This is a genomic window from Providencia zhijiangensis (assembly GCF_030315915.2).
Classification (GTDB): Bacteria; Pseudomonadota; Gammaproteobacteria; order Enterobacterales; family Enterobacteriaceae; genus Providencia; species Providencia zhijiangensis.
This window is the reverse complement of the sequence record NZ_CP135990.1, coordinates 990,770-1,008,499: the sequence shown is the minus strand read 5'-3', so window position 1 is coordinate 1,008,499 and position 17,730 is coordinate 990,770. Positions and strand designations below refer to the sequence as shown.

The following is a 17,730-nucleotide window of genomic DNA, read 5'->3' as shown; positions in this document are numbered from 1 at the left end:
CTTAATAATAACAAATCACATTTTTTCAAATTCGGGGTTGTTTTTTGCTGGCTTTATCGACAAAATGATTATTCATCAAACAAACAGACGCATTTTCTAAAAAATAGTGCAAAAAGCTGTTGACTGTCTTGCCTGTAATTAGCATAATGCGCCCCGCAACGCCGATGAAGGTTAAGCAAAAAAAGATGGCTATGTAGCTCAGCTGGTTAGAGCACAACACTCATAATGTTGGGGTCACAGGTTCGAATCCCGTCATAGCCACCATTTCTTTGCGGGAGTGGCGAAATTGGTAGACGCACCAGATTTAGGTTCTGGCGCCGCAAGGTGTGCAAGTTCAAGTCTTGTCTCCCGCACCATTTTCCTTCTCGGTTAAAATTGAATTTAAGATTGGGGTATCGCCAAGCGGTAAGGCACCAGGTTTTGATCCTGGCATTCCCAGGTTCGAATCCTGGTACCCCAGCCATCTTAAAAACAATTAATTTTCTTAGTGAAAATAAATAATAGATATTCTCGGATGGGGTATCGCCAAGCGGTAAGGCACCAGGTTTTGATCCTGGCATCCCCAGGTTCGAATCCTGGTACCCCAGCCATCTATTATCCTACCAAGTAGTAAAATCACACAGTAAAGAAAATACAATGGCTATGTAGCTCAGTTGGTTAGAGCACAACACTCATAATGTTGGGGTCACAGGTTCGAATCCCGTCGTAGCTACCATTTCTTTCTTGTTGTTGGGGTATCGCCAAGCGGTAAGGCACCAGGTTTTGATCCTGGCATCCCCAGGTTCGAATCCTGGTACCCCAGCCATCCTCTTCTGTATTCATCATCAAAAAACACTCTCAGAACAATTTAAAAAATTAAGTAAATAAACTTAATGCGTTATTTATTTAATGCTTTTTAAAACTATCATCCTGCCTTTAAATTTTCTTTTAACCTTTTAAAAAACATTTAACACATCCCGTTTACCTTTACGCAACTTTTGTATCGGAAGTGTGATGTTAGTCATTTTCATGTAACCAAATAAAGTGGTAACCTTGCGACGAATTGTAGTTAGATTAGATTAGTAATACGTAAGCCCCCTTTCGTCTTAAATTATCAGTCCAACTTTCCAATCCATCTCAACTCAGTTGTAAAAAACCAATAATTATAATTGCTCTAACACAATATTTTTACAGAGAAAACTTATGCGAAACATAATAAAACAACCACTATATAAAATTTTATATGTGCAGGTCATTGTCGCCATCACTCTCGGTATTGCCCTTGGGCATTTTTTCCCAGACATCGGAGAGTCATTAAAACCGTTGGGTGATGCGTTTATTAAAATCGTGAAAATGATTATTGCTCCCGTCATTTTCTTAACGGTTGTGACTGGTATTTCAGGCATGACCAACATGAGAGCCGTCGGTAGCGTTGCTGGTAAAGCAATGCTGTACTTCATCACATTCTCAACTATCGCACTGATTATTGGTTTAATTGTCGCTAACGTCATCCAGCCAGGTTCTGGACTGAATATCGACCCTGCAACCTTAGATAATGCGAAAGTTGCTGGTTATGTCGAAAAAGCGCACGAATCGTCCATCGTTGGCTTCTTTATGAATATTATTCCTGACACCGTGATTAGCCCTTTGGTGAACGGAAACATTCTGCAGGTTCTGTTTATTTCGGTGATTTTTGGTTTAGCATTGGCGGCAACAGGTAAACACGGTGAGCCTATCGTTAAACTGCTGCAAAACTTCTCTGAACCAGTATTCAAAATGGTTGCTATGTTGATGAAACTGGCACCTATCGGCGCATTTGGTGCGATGGCATTTACCATTGGTAAATACGGTATTTCGTCTATTGGCAACTTAATGATGCTGATCATGACGTTCTACATCACCTCCCTGCTGTTTGTTCTGGTCGTACTGGGTGCAGTGGCTAAATATAACGGCTTCTCAATTATTGAGCTGATCAAATACATCAAAGATGAATTATGGTTAGTACTAGGTACCTCTTCCTCTGAAGCGGCACTACCAAGCTTAATGAGAAAAATGGAGCACGCTGGTTGCGAAAAATCCGTCGTGGGCTTAGTGATCCCTACCGGTTATTCATTTAACCTCGATGGCACCAACATCTACATGACGATGGCGGCGCTGTTTATTGCTCAAGCGACCAATATTGAACTGACGCTCTGGCAGCAAATTTCCCTGCTGTTAGTTGCGATGATCAGCTCTAAAGGTGCGGCGGGTGTAACCGGTGCAGGCTTCATTACCTTAGCGGCAACGCTGATGGTCGTACCAAGCATTCCAGTTGCAGGTATGGCACTGATTCTGGGTATCGACCGCTTTATGTCTGAGTGCCGTGCGCTGACCAACTTAGTCGGTAACGCTTGTGCATGTATCGTGGTTGCGCGTTGGGAAAAAGAGTTGGATACCGAAAAACTGGCTCATGCATTCTCATCCAAAGGTGAATCTTTAGATTCAATCATCACAGAAGAAGATGCAGTACAACCAACGACTTCTGTCGATATCGCAAATAATAAATAATTTATTACCGCTATAACGAAAATAAGCCGCAATTGCGGCTTATTTTTTATCCAAAAAATTAAAGCTCAGTCACGACTTCATTCAATGGACGACGCACTTTTGGTAATGCAGAATTAAAATCGTCTTCGGTTTTATAACCCAACGCAACCACGGTCACCGCATTTAGTCCTTTCTCATTCAAACCAAACTCATCATTAAGAATTGAAAAATCGAGACCTTCCATCGGCAGGGCATCAACCCCTAAAACCGCCGCACCTAATAATAAAGCGCCCATATTCAAGTAAACTTGTTTTTCTATCCAATGCGGCAAATCCTTCAATTCATTCTTATGTAAATTCACAAAAAATGAACGAGCCATATGATTCTGCTCTTTAAATTCGCTTTTCAGATATCGCCCTTCTTCATCTTCGAGATCTAAAAGATGCAGTAAATAATCCTCAGGCAACTCTGTTTTTCCACACATCACAATTACATGAGATGCATTGCGAATTTTTTCCTCATTGAATGAGTACCCGCCTGCCGTCGCATTGATGATTTTTTGTTTTGCTTCAGGGCTACTTACCATCAAGAAATGCCAAGGTTGCACGTTGACACTCGAAGGGCTTAATTGGAGCAACGCTTTTATCTCAGTCAGAGTTTTATCAGAAATCGTTTTATTCGGGTCAAAGCTTTTCGTTGCATAACGGGTATTTAAAACATTAATTAAGTTCATTGGATCCTCTAAGTTAAATAAACTGTATTGAATTTTGAACATCCTAATGTTAAAAGTACAAACAGACAAGTACGCACATTAATGGCACATACTATACAAATGGATACTATCAAAAAAAGACGCTACACAAACTACACCTACGATGGATGCCCTGTAGAAGCCTCATTAGAGCTAATGGGAGGAAAAGGGAAAGGCGTGATCCTGTATCATTTACAGGGAAAAACGCTGCGATTTAATGAAATAAAAAGGAAATTAGTTTTCATTACACCGCGCATGCTGACCAAGCAATTACGAGAACTCGAAAGTGACGGGCTAATTACTCGTCATGTCTATCCCGAAGTGCCGCCCAAAGTTGAGTACTCAATGACCCCTGCGGGTGAATCTTTAAGTGCGGTGATTAATGCACTGCAAGAGTGGGGAGAAAAATATGGGATCCCGCTATTAAATATGCAAGAGCAAGATGTAAATACAGAAGAGTCATCATGAAGAAGTTACCCAGAAACTTATCTGGGTAACAAATAACAATAAATAGGTTCAATACCATCAATGGGTTAGATTACAGCCCCAGCGCATATTTTAACGCTAATTTTTTCGCCTCGCCCGCACGTTGCGCGGTCATCAAGCCAAAGTTTCTCAGCATTTTCAAGCCCGGTAAATTCTCGCTGAAAGCCATATAGAAAATATCCATCCCCGCCTGCATCACAAGGTTATCGGGTAAACGACGGCGCTGATAGCGTTTAAGCACATCCAAAGACTCCCATGCCTCAACACACTCACGCGCTTGGTAAATGACCTTCAATAACACATCCACATCGCGATAACCGAGGTTTACCCCCTGACCTGCTAACGGGTTGATAGTATGTGCCGCATCACCAATCAGCACTAATCCATCCATCACATAGCGGCTTGCATGGTGACGAGTTAACGGAAATGCACCCGATGCGATGGCTTTTACTGCACCAAGTCGCTCAGGGAACGCTTCCGAGATAGCACCTGTGAGCTGCTCCATAGACATACTTTGCAAACGGCGAATTTTGGCGGGACTGTCATACCACACGAGGGACGCCCAGTTATCATACAGCGGTAAAAATGCCCTTGGGCCTGATGGGAAAAACTGTTGCCATGTACGGTCTTGCTGCGGCGCATCCGTTTGGATAGTGATCAGCATACAAGATTGACGATATTGCCAGCCTCGGCTTCCAATACCGGCCATTTTACGCACTTGAGAATTAGCGCCATCCGCGCCAACCACCAGTTTGGTTTCCAGAATACGCCCATCTTCCAACTCAACCATCCAGTGTTTTTGCCCATGGGGTTGATGTAAATTCACCAACGTCGCAGGGCAGACTAACTCAAGGTTGCTGTACTGTTCGCACTCTCGCCACAATGCCAACTGTAAAACGCGGTTTTCCACCATAAAACCAAGCTCAGGCAAGCCTAAACTTTTGGCATCAAAAATCACATTGCTGCCCGGCTCTTCCCAGGTTTCTAATTCGCGATAAGGCGCACTGCGCATCGCTTCTACATGTTTCCATGCCCCTAATTGCTTCAGCAATTCAATAGAAGCACTGCTGATGGCAGAGATACGCACATCTGGCGTACTGCTCACATCAAACTCGGTCGGCTGGGCTTTCTCAAGTAAAGCCACTTTCATCCCTTCTTGGGCGAAGCCTAATGCCGCTGCGGCGCCGGTCATTCCCGCACCAACCACAACAACATCATAAAATTCAGTTAGTTTATTCATCATGATAGCTACTATTAACTGTTTGATTTATTTAGTATACCCAAAAATTCTTACCCCCGCAGGCAATATCTACGCTCGGGCTCTGGTCACTGATGCCTCAAATGAATACAATACTCGTCAATCTTTAAAACAATAGGCAAATAGCCTGCCCTTAAGTATTTGGTGATGATATTATTTTAGCATGTTATTACTGGGTGATTTTTGCATTTAATCCAATACAGAACGCTGTTCTTAATCAAAATGCGGTGAATTTCCCCATCATCATAGGGTAGGACTTTGGATTTACAACGCGTTTCGAAGTCCCTATTTTAGACCTCGAAAACACCGGATACACGACATGTCGACAAATAAAAAGTTATATATGAAAACTTGGGGCTGCCAGATGAACGAATATGATTCATCTAAAATGGTCTCTTTATTGGAAAGCACCCACGGCTATCAACTGACTGAAATTGCTGAAGAAGCAGATCTGTTGTTATTAAACACTTGTTCGATCCGCGAAAAAGCCCAAGAAAAGGTGTTCCACCAGCTTGGTCGTTGGAAATTCTTCAAAGACAACAATCCTGACATCATCATTGGTGTCGGTGGCTGCGTCGCATCCCAAGAAGGTGATTTTATTCGCCAGCGCGCACCTTGCGTTGATATCGTTTTCGGTCCGCAAACTCTGCACCGTTTACCGGAAATGATTAACCAGATTCAAGGTAATCGCAGCCCAATTATTGATATCAGCTTTCCTGAAATTGAAAAATTCGACCGCCTACCAGAGCCTCGCGCTGAAGGCCCAACCGCGTTCGTTTCTATCATGGAAGGCTGCAACAAATACTGTACGTTCTGCGTTGTGCCATACACACGCGGCGAAGAAGTTAGCCGCCCTTGTGACGACATCCTGTTTGAAATTGCACAGTTAGCAGCGCAAGGCGTGCGTGAAGTGAATTTACTGGGTCAAAACGTTAACGCCTACCGTGGCGAGACGTTCGACGGTGAAATCTGCTCATTTGCCGAATTATTACGTTTAGTGGCCTCTATCGACGGTATTGACCGCGTACGCTTCACCACTAGCCACCCAATCGAATTTACCGATGACATCATCGAAGTGTATCGCGATACCCCAGAGCTAGTAAGTTTCTTACACTTACCAGTGCAAAGTGGCTCTGACCGCGTACTCACCATGATGAAGCGTGCGCATACTGCATTGGAATATAAGGCGATTATCCGTAAATTACGTGAAGCGCGCCCAGGTATTCTGATCAGCTCCGACTTTATTGTTGGCTTCCCTGGCGAAACCACCGATGATTTCGAAAAAACCATGAAGCTAATTGCTGACGTGAATTTTGATATGAGCTACAGCTTCGTCTACTCAGCTCGTCCGGGTACACCAGCCGCTGATTTACCGGATGATGTTAGCGAAGACGAGAAAAAACAGCGTCTGTATCTGCTGCAACAACGCATTAATCAGCAAGCAATGAGCTTCAGCCGTGCCATGCTGGGAACAGTGCAACGTATTTTAGTGGAAGGCACATCACGTAAAAATGTGATGGAGCTTTCAGGTCGTACCGAAAATAACCGCGTAGTGAACTTTGAAGGCACTCCGGACATGATCGGTAAATTTGTTGATGTCGAAATCGTCGATGTTTATACCAACTCTTTACGCGGTAAAGTGATTCGTACCGAAGATCAAATGGATCTGCGTGTTCATGAATCCCCAGAATCCGTGATTGCACGTACCCGTAAAGAAGATGAACTTGGCGTTGGTAACTTCCAACCCTAAAGATAGGATACTCAGTGACCGATAACAAACCTTTGCAAATCGCAACACAAGAGATTTTTTTAGAGCCCGCAGATAATCAGCGTTTAATGAGCCTTTGCGGGCCATTTGACGACAATATTAAGCAATTAGAGCGTCGTCTTGGCATTGAAATCAATCGCCGAGACAACCGTTTTAAACTTTCGGGTAAAGCGCTTAATATCCAAGCTGCCAGTAAGATTTTACGCCAGCTGTACGTTGATACCGCGCCAATCCGCGGTGTGATCCCTGACATTGATCCTGAAAATATTCACCTTGCGATTGTCGATAGCCGAGTGCTTGAGCAATCCGCAGAAAGCGTGCCTGATTATGGTAAAGCCGTGAATATCAAGACCAAGCGCGGCGTGATCAAACCTCGTACCCCAAATCAGGCGCAGTACATTGCCAATATCTTAGATCACGATATTACATTTGGGATTGGACCTGCGGGAACGGGTAAAACTTACCTTGCTGTTGCGGCTGCCGTCGATGCATTAGAACGCCAAGAAGTACGCAGAATTCTGCTCACCCGCCCAGCGGTTGAAGCCGGCGAAAAATTGGGTTTCTTGCCGGGTGATTTAAGTCAGAAAGTGGATCCTTATTTACGCCCGCTATACGACGCGCTGTTTGAAATGCTCGGTTTTGAAAAAGTTGAAAAATTGATTGAACGTAATGTGATTGAAGTGGCTCCGCTGGCTTACATGCGCGGTCGCACACTGAACGATGCGTTTATCATTTTAGATGAGAGCCAAAACACCACCATCGAACAGATGAAAATGTTTTTAACCCGTATTGGTTTTAACTCTAAAGCCGTCGTCACTGGGGATATCACTCAGGTCGACTTGCCAAGAGGAAGCAAATCCGGTTTAAGACACGCCATCGAAGTGTTGTCGAACGTGGATGATTTAAGCTTTAATTTCTTCCATAGCGAAGACGTGGTGCGTCACCCTGTCGTGGCGAAAGTTGTCATGGCTTATGAAGCATGGGAAGAGCAAGACAGCAAACGTCGCCAGCAATTGAAAGAAGAAAAAGAGCAACAACGTGAGCTTGAAAAGCAGGAAAATCACTAAATGAGCGATGTTATTCTCGATTTACAAATAGCGAGCGAAAATACCGACGGCTTACCCTCTGAAGCGATGTTCCAGCGCTGGGTCAATGCGGTATTACCCAAGTTTCAAGCTGAAAGTGAAGTCACTATTCGTATTGTTGACGAAGCCGAAAGCCATGAATTAAATCTGACTTATCGTGGAAAAGATAAGCCGACTAACGTGCTGTCATTTCCATTTGAAGCACCACCTGAAGTGGAACTTCCACTGTTAGGGGATTTAATTATTTGCCGTCAAGTGGTGGAGCAAGAAGCCGCCGAGCAGCAAAAAAGTGAAGAAGAACATTGGGCGCACATGGTGGTTCACGGTTGCCTGCATTTACTCGGTTATGATCATATTGAAGATGATGAAGCTGAAGAAATGGAAGGATTAGAAACCGAGATCCTCGCAGAAATGGGTTATGCCGATCCGTACCTTGCGGAAAAAGAGTGAGCTCTCTATAATTTTTAACGTTAACAAGCATTTTTAGACGTAAAACGATGTCTGTAAACGTAAAGAATATGCTTCAACGCTAACCCATAAATTGTTTCGCTAAACAAAATGTTTTAAGCTAAACAATTCATACCTAACTCTATGGGTTAGCGATTTTTCTAATTAACTGAGGAATAATAAATTAAACGCCATGAGCGACGATAACTCTTCGAGTAGTGACACCCCTGGGCCTAAGAAAGGTTTTTTTGCATTGTTAAACCAACTTTTCCATGGTGAACCTAAAAACCGTGATGATTTGGTCGAATTAATTCGTGATTCTGAACAAAACGATTTAATTGACCCGGATACCCGTGAAATGCTGGAAGGCGTCATGGATATTGCCGATCAGCGGGTACGTGACATCATGATCCCTCGCTCTCAAATTGTTACCTTAAAACGTAACCAAAGCCTTGATGAGTGCCTCGATGTCATCATCGATTCTGCCCACTCTCGCTTCCCTGTTATCAGCGAAGATAAAGATCATATTGAAGGGCTATTAATGGCAAAAGATTTACTGCCATTTATGCGTACCGATGCAGAACCATTCAGTATTGATAAAGTGTTACGTCAGGCCGTTGTTGTTCCTGAAAGTAAACGAGTAGACCGCTTACTCAAAGAATTCCGTTCCCAGCGTTACCATATGGCCATCGTTATTGATGAGTTCGGCGGTGTCTCTGGTTTAGTGACTATTGAAGATATTTTAGAGCTGATCGTCGGTGAGATTGAAGACGAGTATGACGACCAAGATGATGTGGATATCCGCCAGCTGAGCCGTCATTCGTACTCTGTTCGCGCCTTGACTCAAATCGAAGACTTTAATGACGCCTTTGGCAAGCATTTTAGTGATGATGAGGTAGATACCGTTGGGGGCTTAGTGATGCAAGCCTTTGGTCACTTACCATCCCGTGGTGAAACCATTACCATCGATAACTATCAGTTTAAAGTTTCCATGGCGGATAGCCGTCGAATTTTACTGCTTCAAGTAAAAATTCCTGACGATGCCCCAGTGCCTACTTTGGATGAAGAACAGAGTTAATGAACTTATCCTCTACTTATCAAAGCCAGTGGCTACGCCTGCTGCTGGCTTTACTATTCGGAGCCAGTGGTACACTGGCTTTTTCGCCTTTTGACTTCTGGCCCGCCGCTCTCCTTTCTATTTTCTTTCTCCAGCTATTAACCCTACACAGAACCGCCAAGCAAGCTTTTGCTATCGCGTTCGCGTGGGGATTTGGCTTATTTGGCAGCGGTGTCAACTGGGTATATGTCAGTATCGCCGATTTTGGCGGGATGCCGGATGCCGTTAACGTATTTATCGTTATCTTGCTGGCTGCCTATCTGTCGCTGTACCCCGGCCTATTTGGTCTACTACTCAATAAACTCACCCCAAATGCCAATGTTTGGCGCCTAGTGTTGATGGCACCCGCGCTATGGCAAGTAACTGAGTTTCTACGGGGTTGGGTACTGACTGGCTTCCCATGGCTGCAGTTTGGTTATACCCAGATTGATGGGCCGATGAAATCATTAGCGCCAATTTTTGGTGTTGAGATGATAACTCTACTGCTATTTAGCATCAGCGGCTTACTCGTCCTGACCGTCATTCGTCGCCGTTTTATCCCTCTGGTTTGTGCGGCTACGCTGTTGCTGGTTCCACTGTTAGCTAAAAACGTCCAGTGGTTCACGCCTCTGAATGATAAAACCATGGAAGTGGCATTGGTACAGGGAAATATCCCTCAATCGATGAAATGGGAAGCGGGCTTTTTGCAGCAAACTAAAGATCGCTATATCAAGCTTTCCAGCCCTTATATTGGCAAAGCCGATATGATTATTTGGCCTGAATCAGCCATTCCCGTGGTGGAATTGGAAAATCAGCCGTGGCTCAAAGCGCTGGACACATTACTGCATGAAACTAAGACGCGGTTAATTACCGGAACTGTCGATGCAAAACCGGTCAATGGTGATTCGGTATTCTATAACTCCATCATTGTTCTGGGTGATAGAAAACCGTATCTCTACCCAACTAAGAATCGTTATAACAAACATCACTTAGTCCCATTCGGTGAGTTCGTCCCATTGGAAGATTTACTTCGTCCGCTTGCGCCATTCTTTAATTTACCAATGTCGGGCTTTAGCCGTGGAGATTATCAACAGCCTCAATTAGCGATTGGTAATATTCATCTAACAGCAACCATTTGCTATGAAATTATCCTAGGTAGCCAAGTTAGAGATAACTTCAAACCTGACAGTGACTACTTACTGACAATTTCAAATGATGCTTGGTTTGGTGAATCGATTGGTCCTTGGCAGCATTTCCAAATGGCAAGAATGCGCTCATTAGAACTCGGTCGCCCACTGTTACGTGCCACCAACAATGGCGTAACGGCGGTCATCAGTGCGGATGGTTCCATTCAAGGTATTCTGCCACAGTTCCAAGATGCGGTACTGGCTGAAAAAGTCACACCAACAACGGGATTAACCCCTTATGCTCGTTGGAGTAACTGGCCGATGTGGGGTATGGTCGCTATATTCGGCATTGTCGGATTTACCCTTAATCGTCGTCAAAAACGCCATTAATTAACGCGTTAAACCGATTAAAAATCCCCGACATCTCGATTGATGATTCGGGGATTTTTTTAATCTAACCAATTAATAACCCCTGTGTTTCTGCTATCCCAATTGAGGCAATACAACCTGCGTTGAAATTCAAATAATCATCTTCAATACCATCGGAAAAAATTACGCCATTTTCAGGCATTAAAGACTCTAATTGTAATGGCGAGGTTTGCTCAATGGTACCAAACACTAATTCCGTTCCTGTCATTCGGCTGCGAAAAGGTTCCCTTACGCTGAACTGTAACCGTTTTTCATCCCAACCAAATCCCTGCGATAACGGATGAGAGTGAGTCCCTGCTATCGCCTGAGCCCCAGCAATAATAGATTGAAACCATCCCGTCGACCCCAACCCTGTCGAGACAATAATCCCTGATGACGATTGAAATTCTTGCTGCCCTTGCCATTTCACGCTATAGCGTGCGGATGTATGGCTTTTAGGGCCTATAAATAGGTCGTTAACGGCTAATAGCGTTTGCCCATCGTTGGTTGTAGCTTGCGCAAAAGTAACGGATTTTTGATTCACTTTTCCAGTTAGTGTACGCGTCACCACATCCGATAGCTGCCCAATTTCAAAGGGCAGTAATTTACCATCCCAGCGTGTCGGTTCCGGGTTTATGGCGATCACAGGCTGTCCATTAAGGTATTTAAGGGTATTTGCCACTAAACCATCTTGCCCTATGACCACCACGATATCTCGTGCTGAAAACTGGTAGCTAGGTAACAGTTTTCTTTCCAGTAATTGAAAGCGCCCTATCCCTTTTAGCACCGACTCGGCTTGGATTAACTGCCGCTGATACACATCATGTTCAAGTAGGTAATCACTCACTTCAACATCATTATGTTCAAGGTAAAATTTTGCTTGCGACCAGGTATTGAAACGCTCAATTAACTCCTGCATGCGCGTTTTACGCATCACCAACACAAAGCGAACATCATCATGCTGGCTCATTGTTTGGCTCCTTTTTTCATCAATTGACCAAATAAATCTGGCGAGAAGTTAATTTCACCAATTTTACCTGCGTTTTGAGCCAAGGATTCAAACGCCATCGCCATCAACTGCTCTGGGTTCATTTTCGCCAATGCCATCGCCTTCAAATTCTCCACTGGCAATTGGCTATACGCTTTCATTTTAGCTTCGATGGCATAAGCATCCGCTTCTGATTGAGTACGTTGGTTTTCAACACTTAGCGCCACCAGCTCGTTGCGTTTAGCTTCCAAGTTAACCTGAGCTATCAATTCTTCTTGTTCAATTTCAGCACGTTCACGCAGCAATGTGCGCTCATTATCCAACCGAGCTTCTTCGATTTGCTGCTGTTTGGCTTGTACTGATAAATCCGTTTCTAATTCAGCCTCTTTAATGGTTCTTTCCTGCTCAACGGAGAATTTGCGTCTCGCATAAATCGCATCATCAGCTTCTTTCAAAATCGATTCCCGAGCTTGAGCCTCCAATGCTTTTAGCGTTTCAGGGGATGGTGTAATAGCGGAGATCGCCACATCCAAAATTTCTATACCTAACGATTCAAGAGCAGGATGCTCAGACAGTTGCTGAGAAACCAACATCACCAATGGTTGCCCCATGAGTAATGCATCTCGCAAATCGGTACTTTGCGTTTTTGCTTGGATGACAGTTTGCGCACTACGAACCACCCTATCACTCAGCTTTAAAGGGTCTTCTGATGCATAAGATTTACCATCTTGAGCAAGGTTAAAATTCAAGACATCCGCTGTTTTTTCTGGGTATTTCACTTGAAATGAAATTTGCCCTTGAATACGTAAGCTTTGGAAATCCGCCGTCTGTAGATTAAAAATAAATGGCGCTTCTTGGGCGTTCAAAGGTAATGCCGCAATGGACGTTTTATCTGCGTTATACCAAAAACTTAATCCTTTACCTTGCTTACGTACTGCACCATTAATGGATTGAATAATGAATGTCGATGAATCTGATTTGAAATATTTAAAATTTAACATGGTCTACCCCACTTAGTGTCTTTGTGAAATCAATTAGTGTCTTTATGACCTTAAATAATTATTGTCCTATAGACACAAACAAGTCAACAATTAAATGTCTTAATGACACTAAATAAATTTTCGCGTATGATTTAACGCAAGACTAAAAACGGGGGAAGGATCTTAATCACATGACAGAAAAAGAGTTTTTATCTAATTATGATCGACGAGATTATTTAACTCCTTTGCTCACGGTGGATACCGTATTATTCACTTATCATGAAAACACCTTAAAAGTGCTGCTCGTGGAGCGCGCTAATTACCCGCAGAAAGGTCAATGGGGGTTACCAGGTGGGTTCGTTGATGAAAATTGTGATGCCTCGTTAGACGATACGGTATATCGCAAATTAAAAGAGAAAACGGGGGTTGTTCCTCCTTATATCGAGCAGTTATGTACCGTAGGAAATTCTGATCGAGATCCTCGCGGCTGGTCAGTGACGGTCTGCTATACCGCACTTATTGCTCACCAAGCCTGCGAAGCGCACATTGAAAGTGTTCATTCCGTTAAATGGGCCTCCATCGAAGAAATTGAAGGCATGACACTGGCTTTCGATCACTACCAACTTTATTTACAAGCCCGTGAACGCTTACGCCAGAAATCCCTTTATTCCATTGTGCCGGGATTTGCACTACCGGAAGTATTCACCTTAGCCGAGCTACAACATGTTCATGAGGTTTTAATCGGCAAAGCCATACAGAATAAATCTTTCCGCCGCCGTTTAGACCAAGCTGATTTACTGATTGATACAGGGGAAAAACGCCAAGAACGCGGGCGCCCAGCCAATCTTTATCGCTTAAAATCACAATCGGCTGACTATCGGTTTATTCGTAATCTCGAATTTTGATGAGAGAGTTTAAGATTAGAGTTTGATAAGAAAAATACCCTTGATGCTGATACCAAGGGCATTTAATTAAAACGAAGCGAGCCATAAACGGCTTTTCAGCCCCAGATAACTCGTCCAGCCAGAAGTAAAACTCACCATTTCACCTTTATTGATAATCATAAAGGTCGGTGTTGCTGCCACGCCAACCTGTGCAGCCAACTGACCGTTGGTATCATTCACGACAGGAAAATCTAATTCCTTTTTTTCCATTCCGGCTAACAATCGAGAAGATTCCCCAGAACGCAGTGCTACTGCCACCACCGGAACCCCTGATTTAGCTAAATCAGAAACGGTTGGCGATGTGAAGCGGCAAACACCGCACCATGTTGCCCAGAAATAGACTAATACTGGCTGTTTTTGGCTGAGTTCAGCAATAGAAACCACCTCACCCGTTGCAAGGGTGAGAGGTTCTAATAACACGGGGGCAAGGCTTTGCGGTTTACGCCAAAAGTCCATCACCGTAAAAGCGATTACCAAAATCACCGCTAATACGAGAAGCTCTTTCGACCACTTTTTGAGTCTCCCCATCACGCCATTATTTCGCTTTGCTGAGCTGTTCTTTCACGATGCGTTCAAATTCTTGTGCATCTACAGCGCCTGGGATCATTTCATCACCCACTAACGTTGCCGGTGTGCCGTTCACACCCAGCATATTAGCTAGCTCAAGGTTTTTACGGATAGCCGCACGGCTCTTATCACTCGCTTTTAACTTACCATTGCCGGTTGCTTGCAGCGCTTCTTTGATATTTGAATCAGATAACATACCCTGTTTCGCCATCAGTTTTTGGTGCAATGCTAAGAACGCTTTTGGATTTTCTTGCCATAAAGTCATCGCTAGTTGCGAAGATTCCAGCGAGGTTTCCCCTTTAAATGGCAGGTACTTGATGACAACTGCAACATCCGGGTTTTTCTTCACAATATCTTCTAACAGTGGGTCAAAACGTTTGCAGTATGGGCAGTTAAAGTCAGTAAAGTTTACCAAGACTAATTTTGCGTCTTTCGAGCCAATGCGTGGGCTAGTCGGGTCATTAAACAGGGCATCATGCTGATCTTTTAGTACCTGTTTCATTTGCGCTTGCTGTTTTTCGCCTTGTTTCGCTTGTAAAGCTACAATCGCTTCTTCAAGGATCTCTGGATTCTCAACTAATGTATCGCGTACCAGCTTACGAACTTGTGCTTCTTGGTCGGCAGTCAGTGGCGCTGCATGTGCTGTGGCCCCTAATACTAGTGAGGAAAATAAAACAGCTAATATCGTCTTTTTCATTTTTCGGCTCCTTTGGCCTCAGTCATAATTGATAATAAAGTTTCACGATCAAGTATTGTTGACAGTATTTTCCCCTCTGTCAGATTAGGGCCATAAATCTGATTAAATGGCACTGCTACTTGTCCTCGACGTTGCAAAAATGCCGAGATTTCCGGTGAAGGTTTTGTCCAATCACCCCGTAGCGCGACGACATCCGGTTCACTCAGTAAGTGCTGAATTTCGTCATTAAGTAGGACGTTATATTTATTCGCCTTACACGTCACACACCAGTCTGCGGTCACATCAATAAACACACGTTTATTATCTGCCAGCGCTTGTGTGATTGCGTCTTCAGACAGTGTTTGCCATTGAACCTTATCGGAAGCTAGCGTTTGGTGACCTTGCTGTTGGTCTATCGCCATCCAAGCAAACCCAGCACCCAGTGCCGAGAATAATAGGAATGGGAAAATTGCCGCGCGTATTCCTCGATTCTTAAGAATAAATAACACTAAGATTAATAAAAACAGTACGGCGATAACGGTCGCGGTCATTGCACCAAAATGGGGAATTAATAAGCTGATTAGCCATAAACAAGAAACCAACATCATTAAGCCCAGTACAGCGCGCAATTTCAGCATCCATGTTCCCGGCTTTGGTAACGCTTTCGCAATCACGGGGAACGCTGCAATCAATAGCCACGGAAGGCTCATTCCGATACCTAATGCCGTGAAAATCAGCCACAACTCTGACATTGGTGCCGCCAGTGCGAAGGCCACCGCCGTGCCCAAAAAGGGTGCAGAACAAGGTGTTGCTAAGAGTGTCGCGAAGACCCCTTGCCAGAAATGCCCACTATTACCCTGTCCACCAGCAGTGGCTAAGCGCGTATTCGCTTTGCTGCCTAGGTTAATTTCAAACACCCCAAATAAATTCGCGGTAAACAGCGCCGTAATCAGCACCATAAAGCCGATAAACCACGGGCTTTGGAACTGAATTCCCCAACCAACAACCTGCTGTCCCCATCGCAAGAATGTCATCAATAAGGCTAATAGCCAGAATGAGACCAAGATCCCCGATGACGAGAGCAAGAATTGCCGACGAATGGTATTTTGTTCACCTTGAGGAACCAATAAGACAGAGCCGAGTTTCATTGCCAGTACAGGCAAAACACACGGCATTAAGTTCAGGATCAGACCGCCAAGTAGCGCAAATAGAACTATCTGCCATAAGCCCAACGCGTGCCCACTGTCATCCCCAGATGCAGAACCTGTATAAGGCACGACATTGCCATGAATTTGTTGAGATAATTCACCATCCGCCACGACAAATGAAACCGTTTTACCAACAAGATTAGGCGCTTCGCCGCCCCAGTCATCGCTAACATCAATGGTGGCGGTTAATTTGTTGCCAGAATATTTTAGGGATGGAACCCCAAGGCTCGCGCCATCCACAACATCGGTAAACAGATGTGGGTCAATCCACGTATTATCGGCGGCTTTTTGTAACTCTACCGTCAATTTATTGCCAGCAAAGCCAAATTGCGCCTGTTCAACAAGCCCACTAGCTGCAGGCACGCTGCCTTTTGCTTGATTAAATGCCCAGCTAAAATCCGCAGGAGCCGGTTCAGTGAGATCTAATTCAAAAGGATAGTCAGTTAAAATACAAACATTGCTGCACGTAGATAATGTCAGTGTGCCTGATAATTTATCAAGATGCTCACTGCTGGTGACTGTAATAGGGAAAACCACGTCTCCCATATAACCTTGTGTAGACACGCCAGCGACATCAAAGCGCCCTGGCGTTGGCCATAGCCACTCCACGGTTTTGACGGGTGAAGACCAGCTTATTTCCGGTGCAACGCCCCCTTCTCCCGGTGAGCGCCAATAGGTCTTCCAGCCATCATCGAGTTTTACATCCAGTAAAATATCGACCTTGCCCTCTTTTTGTGCAGAGCTCAGCAAGCGAACCTGTACATGGCTCGGTGTGTTTGCGGTCATAAAACCTGTGTTTGCAGGTTGCAACCAGCCTGTATCCGCAGCCTGTAAGCTGCTAGAAAATACAGTGAATAAAACAATTAACGCATTAATAAAAAAACGCATGATCCCTCCAGAATAAATAACAGCGACGAACAATAAGCCGCGGCTTTCTAATCCCGAAGATTACAGAATTGTAGATGACGCCGAACGCCAGGTGGGGAATGGCTCTCTTCACGGTTTGCTCTATATATAAATAGCCTAGTGCAAAAGATAGCGAATGCCGCTAAAGAAAGAAATATAAAAAAGAGAGGCTCTATCACAGCAGGAACAAGAGTAAGGAGTGATTTGGAACTTAATTCACACGTTGAAAGTTTAACGGGCTTGCTATTTTGTTCATTTATATCAGAAAGATAATGCTCTGAGGAAAGCTGGATTTGATTCGCTACCGCAGAAGTTTGTGTCGAAGTAGATGTCAACATTGAGGCGAATAGACGCTCCCCGACGGCTCTTTGATTCATACAAATCAACACCATCAGACAGGCAAACAGCACTAATCCTTTACCTAGCTTCATCGACCTCGTCATGTCTGTCTCAGATTATCTTCCTGAATTCACAATAATTAGCTAATTAAGTTAATAACAGGTTACATCTTACACAGGCAAATAAGCAAC

At 44.1% G+C, this 17,730-nt stretch carries 16 protein-coding genes and 6 tRNA genes; 14 read left to right on the top strand and 8 right to left on the bottom strand.

Annotated features, from left to right (window positions below; genetic code table 11):
* The first annotated feature begins 187 nt into the window (after positions 1–187).
* The 7 genes from QS795_RS04535 (at position 188) to QS795_RS04505 (ending at position 2,526) form a co-directional block, all read left to right on the top strand.
* A tRNA-Met gene (locus QS795_RS04535) sits at positions 188–264 on the top strand.
* 7 nt (positions 265–271) lie between these two features.
* A tRNA-Leu gene (locus QS795_RS04530) sits at positions 272–356 on the top strand.
* A gap of 32 nt (positions 357–388) precedes the next feature.
* Positions 389–463 (top strand) — tRNA-Gln (locus QS795_RS04525).
* Positions 464–515: 52 nt separating this feature from the next.
* A tRNA-Gln gene (locus QS795_RS04520) sits at positions 516–590 on the top strand.
* Positions 591–638: 48 nt separating this feature from the next.
* A tRNA-Met gene (locus QS795_RS04515) sits at positions 639–715 on the top strand.
* 15 nt (positions 716–730) lie between these two features.
* Positions 731–805 (top strand) — tRNA-Gln (locus QS795_RS04510).
* Positions 806–1,182: 377 nt separating this feature from the next.
* Positions 1,183–2,526 carry a dicarboxylate/amino acid:cation symporter gene (locus tag QS795_RS04505; RefSeq protein ID WP_286270115.1) on the top strand — a complete coding sequence of 448 codons (1,344 nt, stop codon included), beginning with the start codon at positions 1,183–1,185 and terminating at the stop codon, positions 2,524–2,526.
* A 58-nt stretch (positions 2,527–2,584) separates the two neighbouring features.
* On the opposite strand, the gene nfsB is transcribed toward QS795_RS04505, so the two are convergent.
* A complete protein-coding gene (gene nfsB / locus QS795_RS04500; RefSeq protein ID WP_181478116.1) occupies positions 2,585–3,238 on the bottom strand; it encodes an oxygen-insensitive NAD(P)H nitroreductase in 654 nt (217 codons plus the stop codon).
* Positions 3,239–3,319: 81 nt separating this feature from the next.
* Here nfsB and QS795_RS04495 point away from each other — a divergent pair, with 81 nt between their 5' ends.
* Positions 3,320–3,724: a winged helix-turn-helix transcriptional regulator gene (locus QS795_RS04495; RefSeq protein WP_318626956.1), complete on the top strand. Its 405-nt coding sequence runs from the start codon at positions 3,320–3,322 to the stop codon at positions 3,722–3,724.
* Positions 3,725–3,794: 70 nt separating this feature from the next.
* Here QS795_RS04495 and ubiF read toward each other — a convergent pair whose 3' ends face one another.
* On the bottom strand, positions 3,795–4,982 hold the full coding sequence (gene ubiF / locus QS795_RS04490; protein WP_286270265.1) for a 3-demethoxyubiquinol 3-hydroxylase: 1,188 nt from the start codon (positions 4,980–4,982) through the stop codon (positions 3,795–3,797).
* A 337-nt stretch (positions 4,983–5,319) separates the two neighbouring features.
* Between ubiF and miaB the strand changes: the two genes are divergently transcribed.
* The 5 genes from miaB to lnt all read left to right on the top strand — a co-directional run bounded on the left by miaB (position 5,320) and on the right by lnt (position 10,913).
* Positions 5,320–6,750, top strand: coding sequence for a tRNA (N6-isopentenyl adenosine(37)-C2)-methylthiotransferase MiaB (gene miaB / locus QS795_RS04485; RefSeq protein WP_286270113.1), 1,431 nt, complete (start codon positions 5,320–5,322; stop codon positions 6,748–6,750).
* 86 nt (positions 6,751–6,836) lie between these two features.
* Positions 6,837–7,835, top strand: a complete 999-nt coding sequence (locus tag QS795_RS04480; RefSeq protein WP_225577265.1) for a PhoH family protein — start codon at positions 6,837–6,839, stop codon at positions 7,833–7,835.
* Positions 7,836–8,303 (top strand): rRNA maturation RNase YbeY, encoded by a 468-nt coding sequence (gene ybeY, locus QS795_RS04475; RefSeq protein WP_132494232.1) that lies wholly within the window; start codon positions 7,836–7,838, stop codon positions 8,301–8,303.
* A gap of 190 nt (positions 8,304–8,493) precedes the next feature.
* Positions 8,494–9,378 carry a CNNM family magnesium/cobalt transport protein CorC gene (gene corC / locus QS795_RS04470; RefSeq protein WP_286270110.1) on the top strand — a complete coding sequence of 295 codons (885 nt, stop codon included), beginning with the start codon at positions 8,494–8,496 and terminating at the stop codon, positions 9,376–9,378.
* Positions 9,378–10,913, top strand: coding sequence for an apolipoprotein N-acyltransferase (gene lnt, locus QS795_RS04465; protein WP_286270109.1), 1,536 nt, complete (start codon positions 9,378–9,380; stop codon positions 10,911–10,913). Before corC ends, lnt begins: the two co-directional genes overlap by 1 nt.
* A gap of 64 nt (positions 10,914–10,977) precedes the next feature.
* On the opposite strand, the gene QS795_RS04460 is transcribed toward lnt, so the two are convergent.
* A complete protein-coding gene (locus QS795_RS04460; protein ID WP_286270107.1) occupies positions 10,978–11,901 on the bottom strand; it encodes a diacylglycerol kinase catalytic domain-containing protein in 924 nt (307 codons plus the stop codon).
* Complete coding sequence (locus QS795_RS04455; protein ID WP_154604622.1) at positions 11,898–12,920, bottom strand: SPFH domain-containing protein; 1,023 nt, start codon at positions 12,918–12,920, stop codon at positions 11,898–11,900. Before QS795_RS04455 ends, QS795_RS04460 begins: the two co-directional genes overlap by 4 nt.
* A gap of 170 nt (positions 12,921–13,090) precedes the next feature.
* Between QS795_RS04455 and QS795_RS04450 the strand changes: the two genes are divergently transcribed.
* Positions 13,091–13,804 (top strand): NUDIX domain-containing protein, encoded by a 714-nt coding sequence (locus QS795_RS04450; protein WP_318626951.1) that lies wholly within the window; start codon positions 13,091–13,093, stop codon positions 13,802–13,804.
* Positions 13,805–13,870: 66 nt separating this feature from the next.
* Here QS795_RS04450 and QS795_RS04445 read toward each other — a convergent pair whose 3' ends face one another.
* From QS795_RS04445 to QS795_RS17490, 4 genes are read right to left on the bottom strand one after another with little or no spacing between them, the layout of a single operon-like run.
* The gene (locus QS795_RS04445) at positions 13,871–14,371 is read right to left on the bottom strand and encodes a protein disulfide oxidoreductase (RefSeq protein ID WP_286270259.1); all 501 of its coding nucleotides are present in this window, start codon (positions 14,369–14,371) and stop codon (positions 13,871–13,873) included.
* 7 nt (positions 14,372–14,378) lie between these two features.
* Positions 14,379–15,107: a DsbA family protein gene (locus tag QS795_RS04440; protein ID WP_154604619.1), complete on the bottom strand. Its 729-nt coding sequence runs from the start codon at positions 15,105–15,107 to the stop codon at positions 14,379–14,381.
* Complete coding sequence (locus QS795_RS04435) at positions 15,104–17,182, bottom strand: protein-disulfide reductase DsbD family protein (protein WP_318626947.1); 2,079 nt, start codon at positions 17,180–17,182, stop codon at positions 15,104–15,106. Before QS795_RS04435 ends, QS795_RS04440 begins: the two co-directional genes overlap by 4 nt.
* A gap of 47 nt (positions 17,183–17,229) precedes the next feature.
* Positions 17,230–17,643 carry a metal resistance protein gene (locus QS795_RS17490; RefSeq protein ID WP_418055369.1) on the bottom strand — a complete coding sequence of 138 codons (414 nt, stop codon included), beginning with the start codon at positions 17,641–17,643 and terminating at the stop codon, positions 17,230–17,232.
* Between the last annotated feature and the right edge of the window lie 87 nt (positions 17,644–17,730).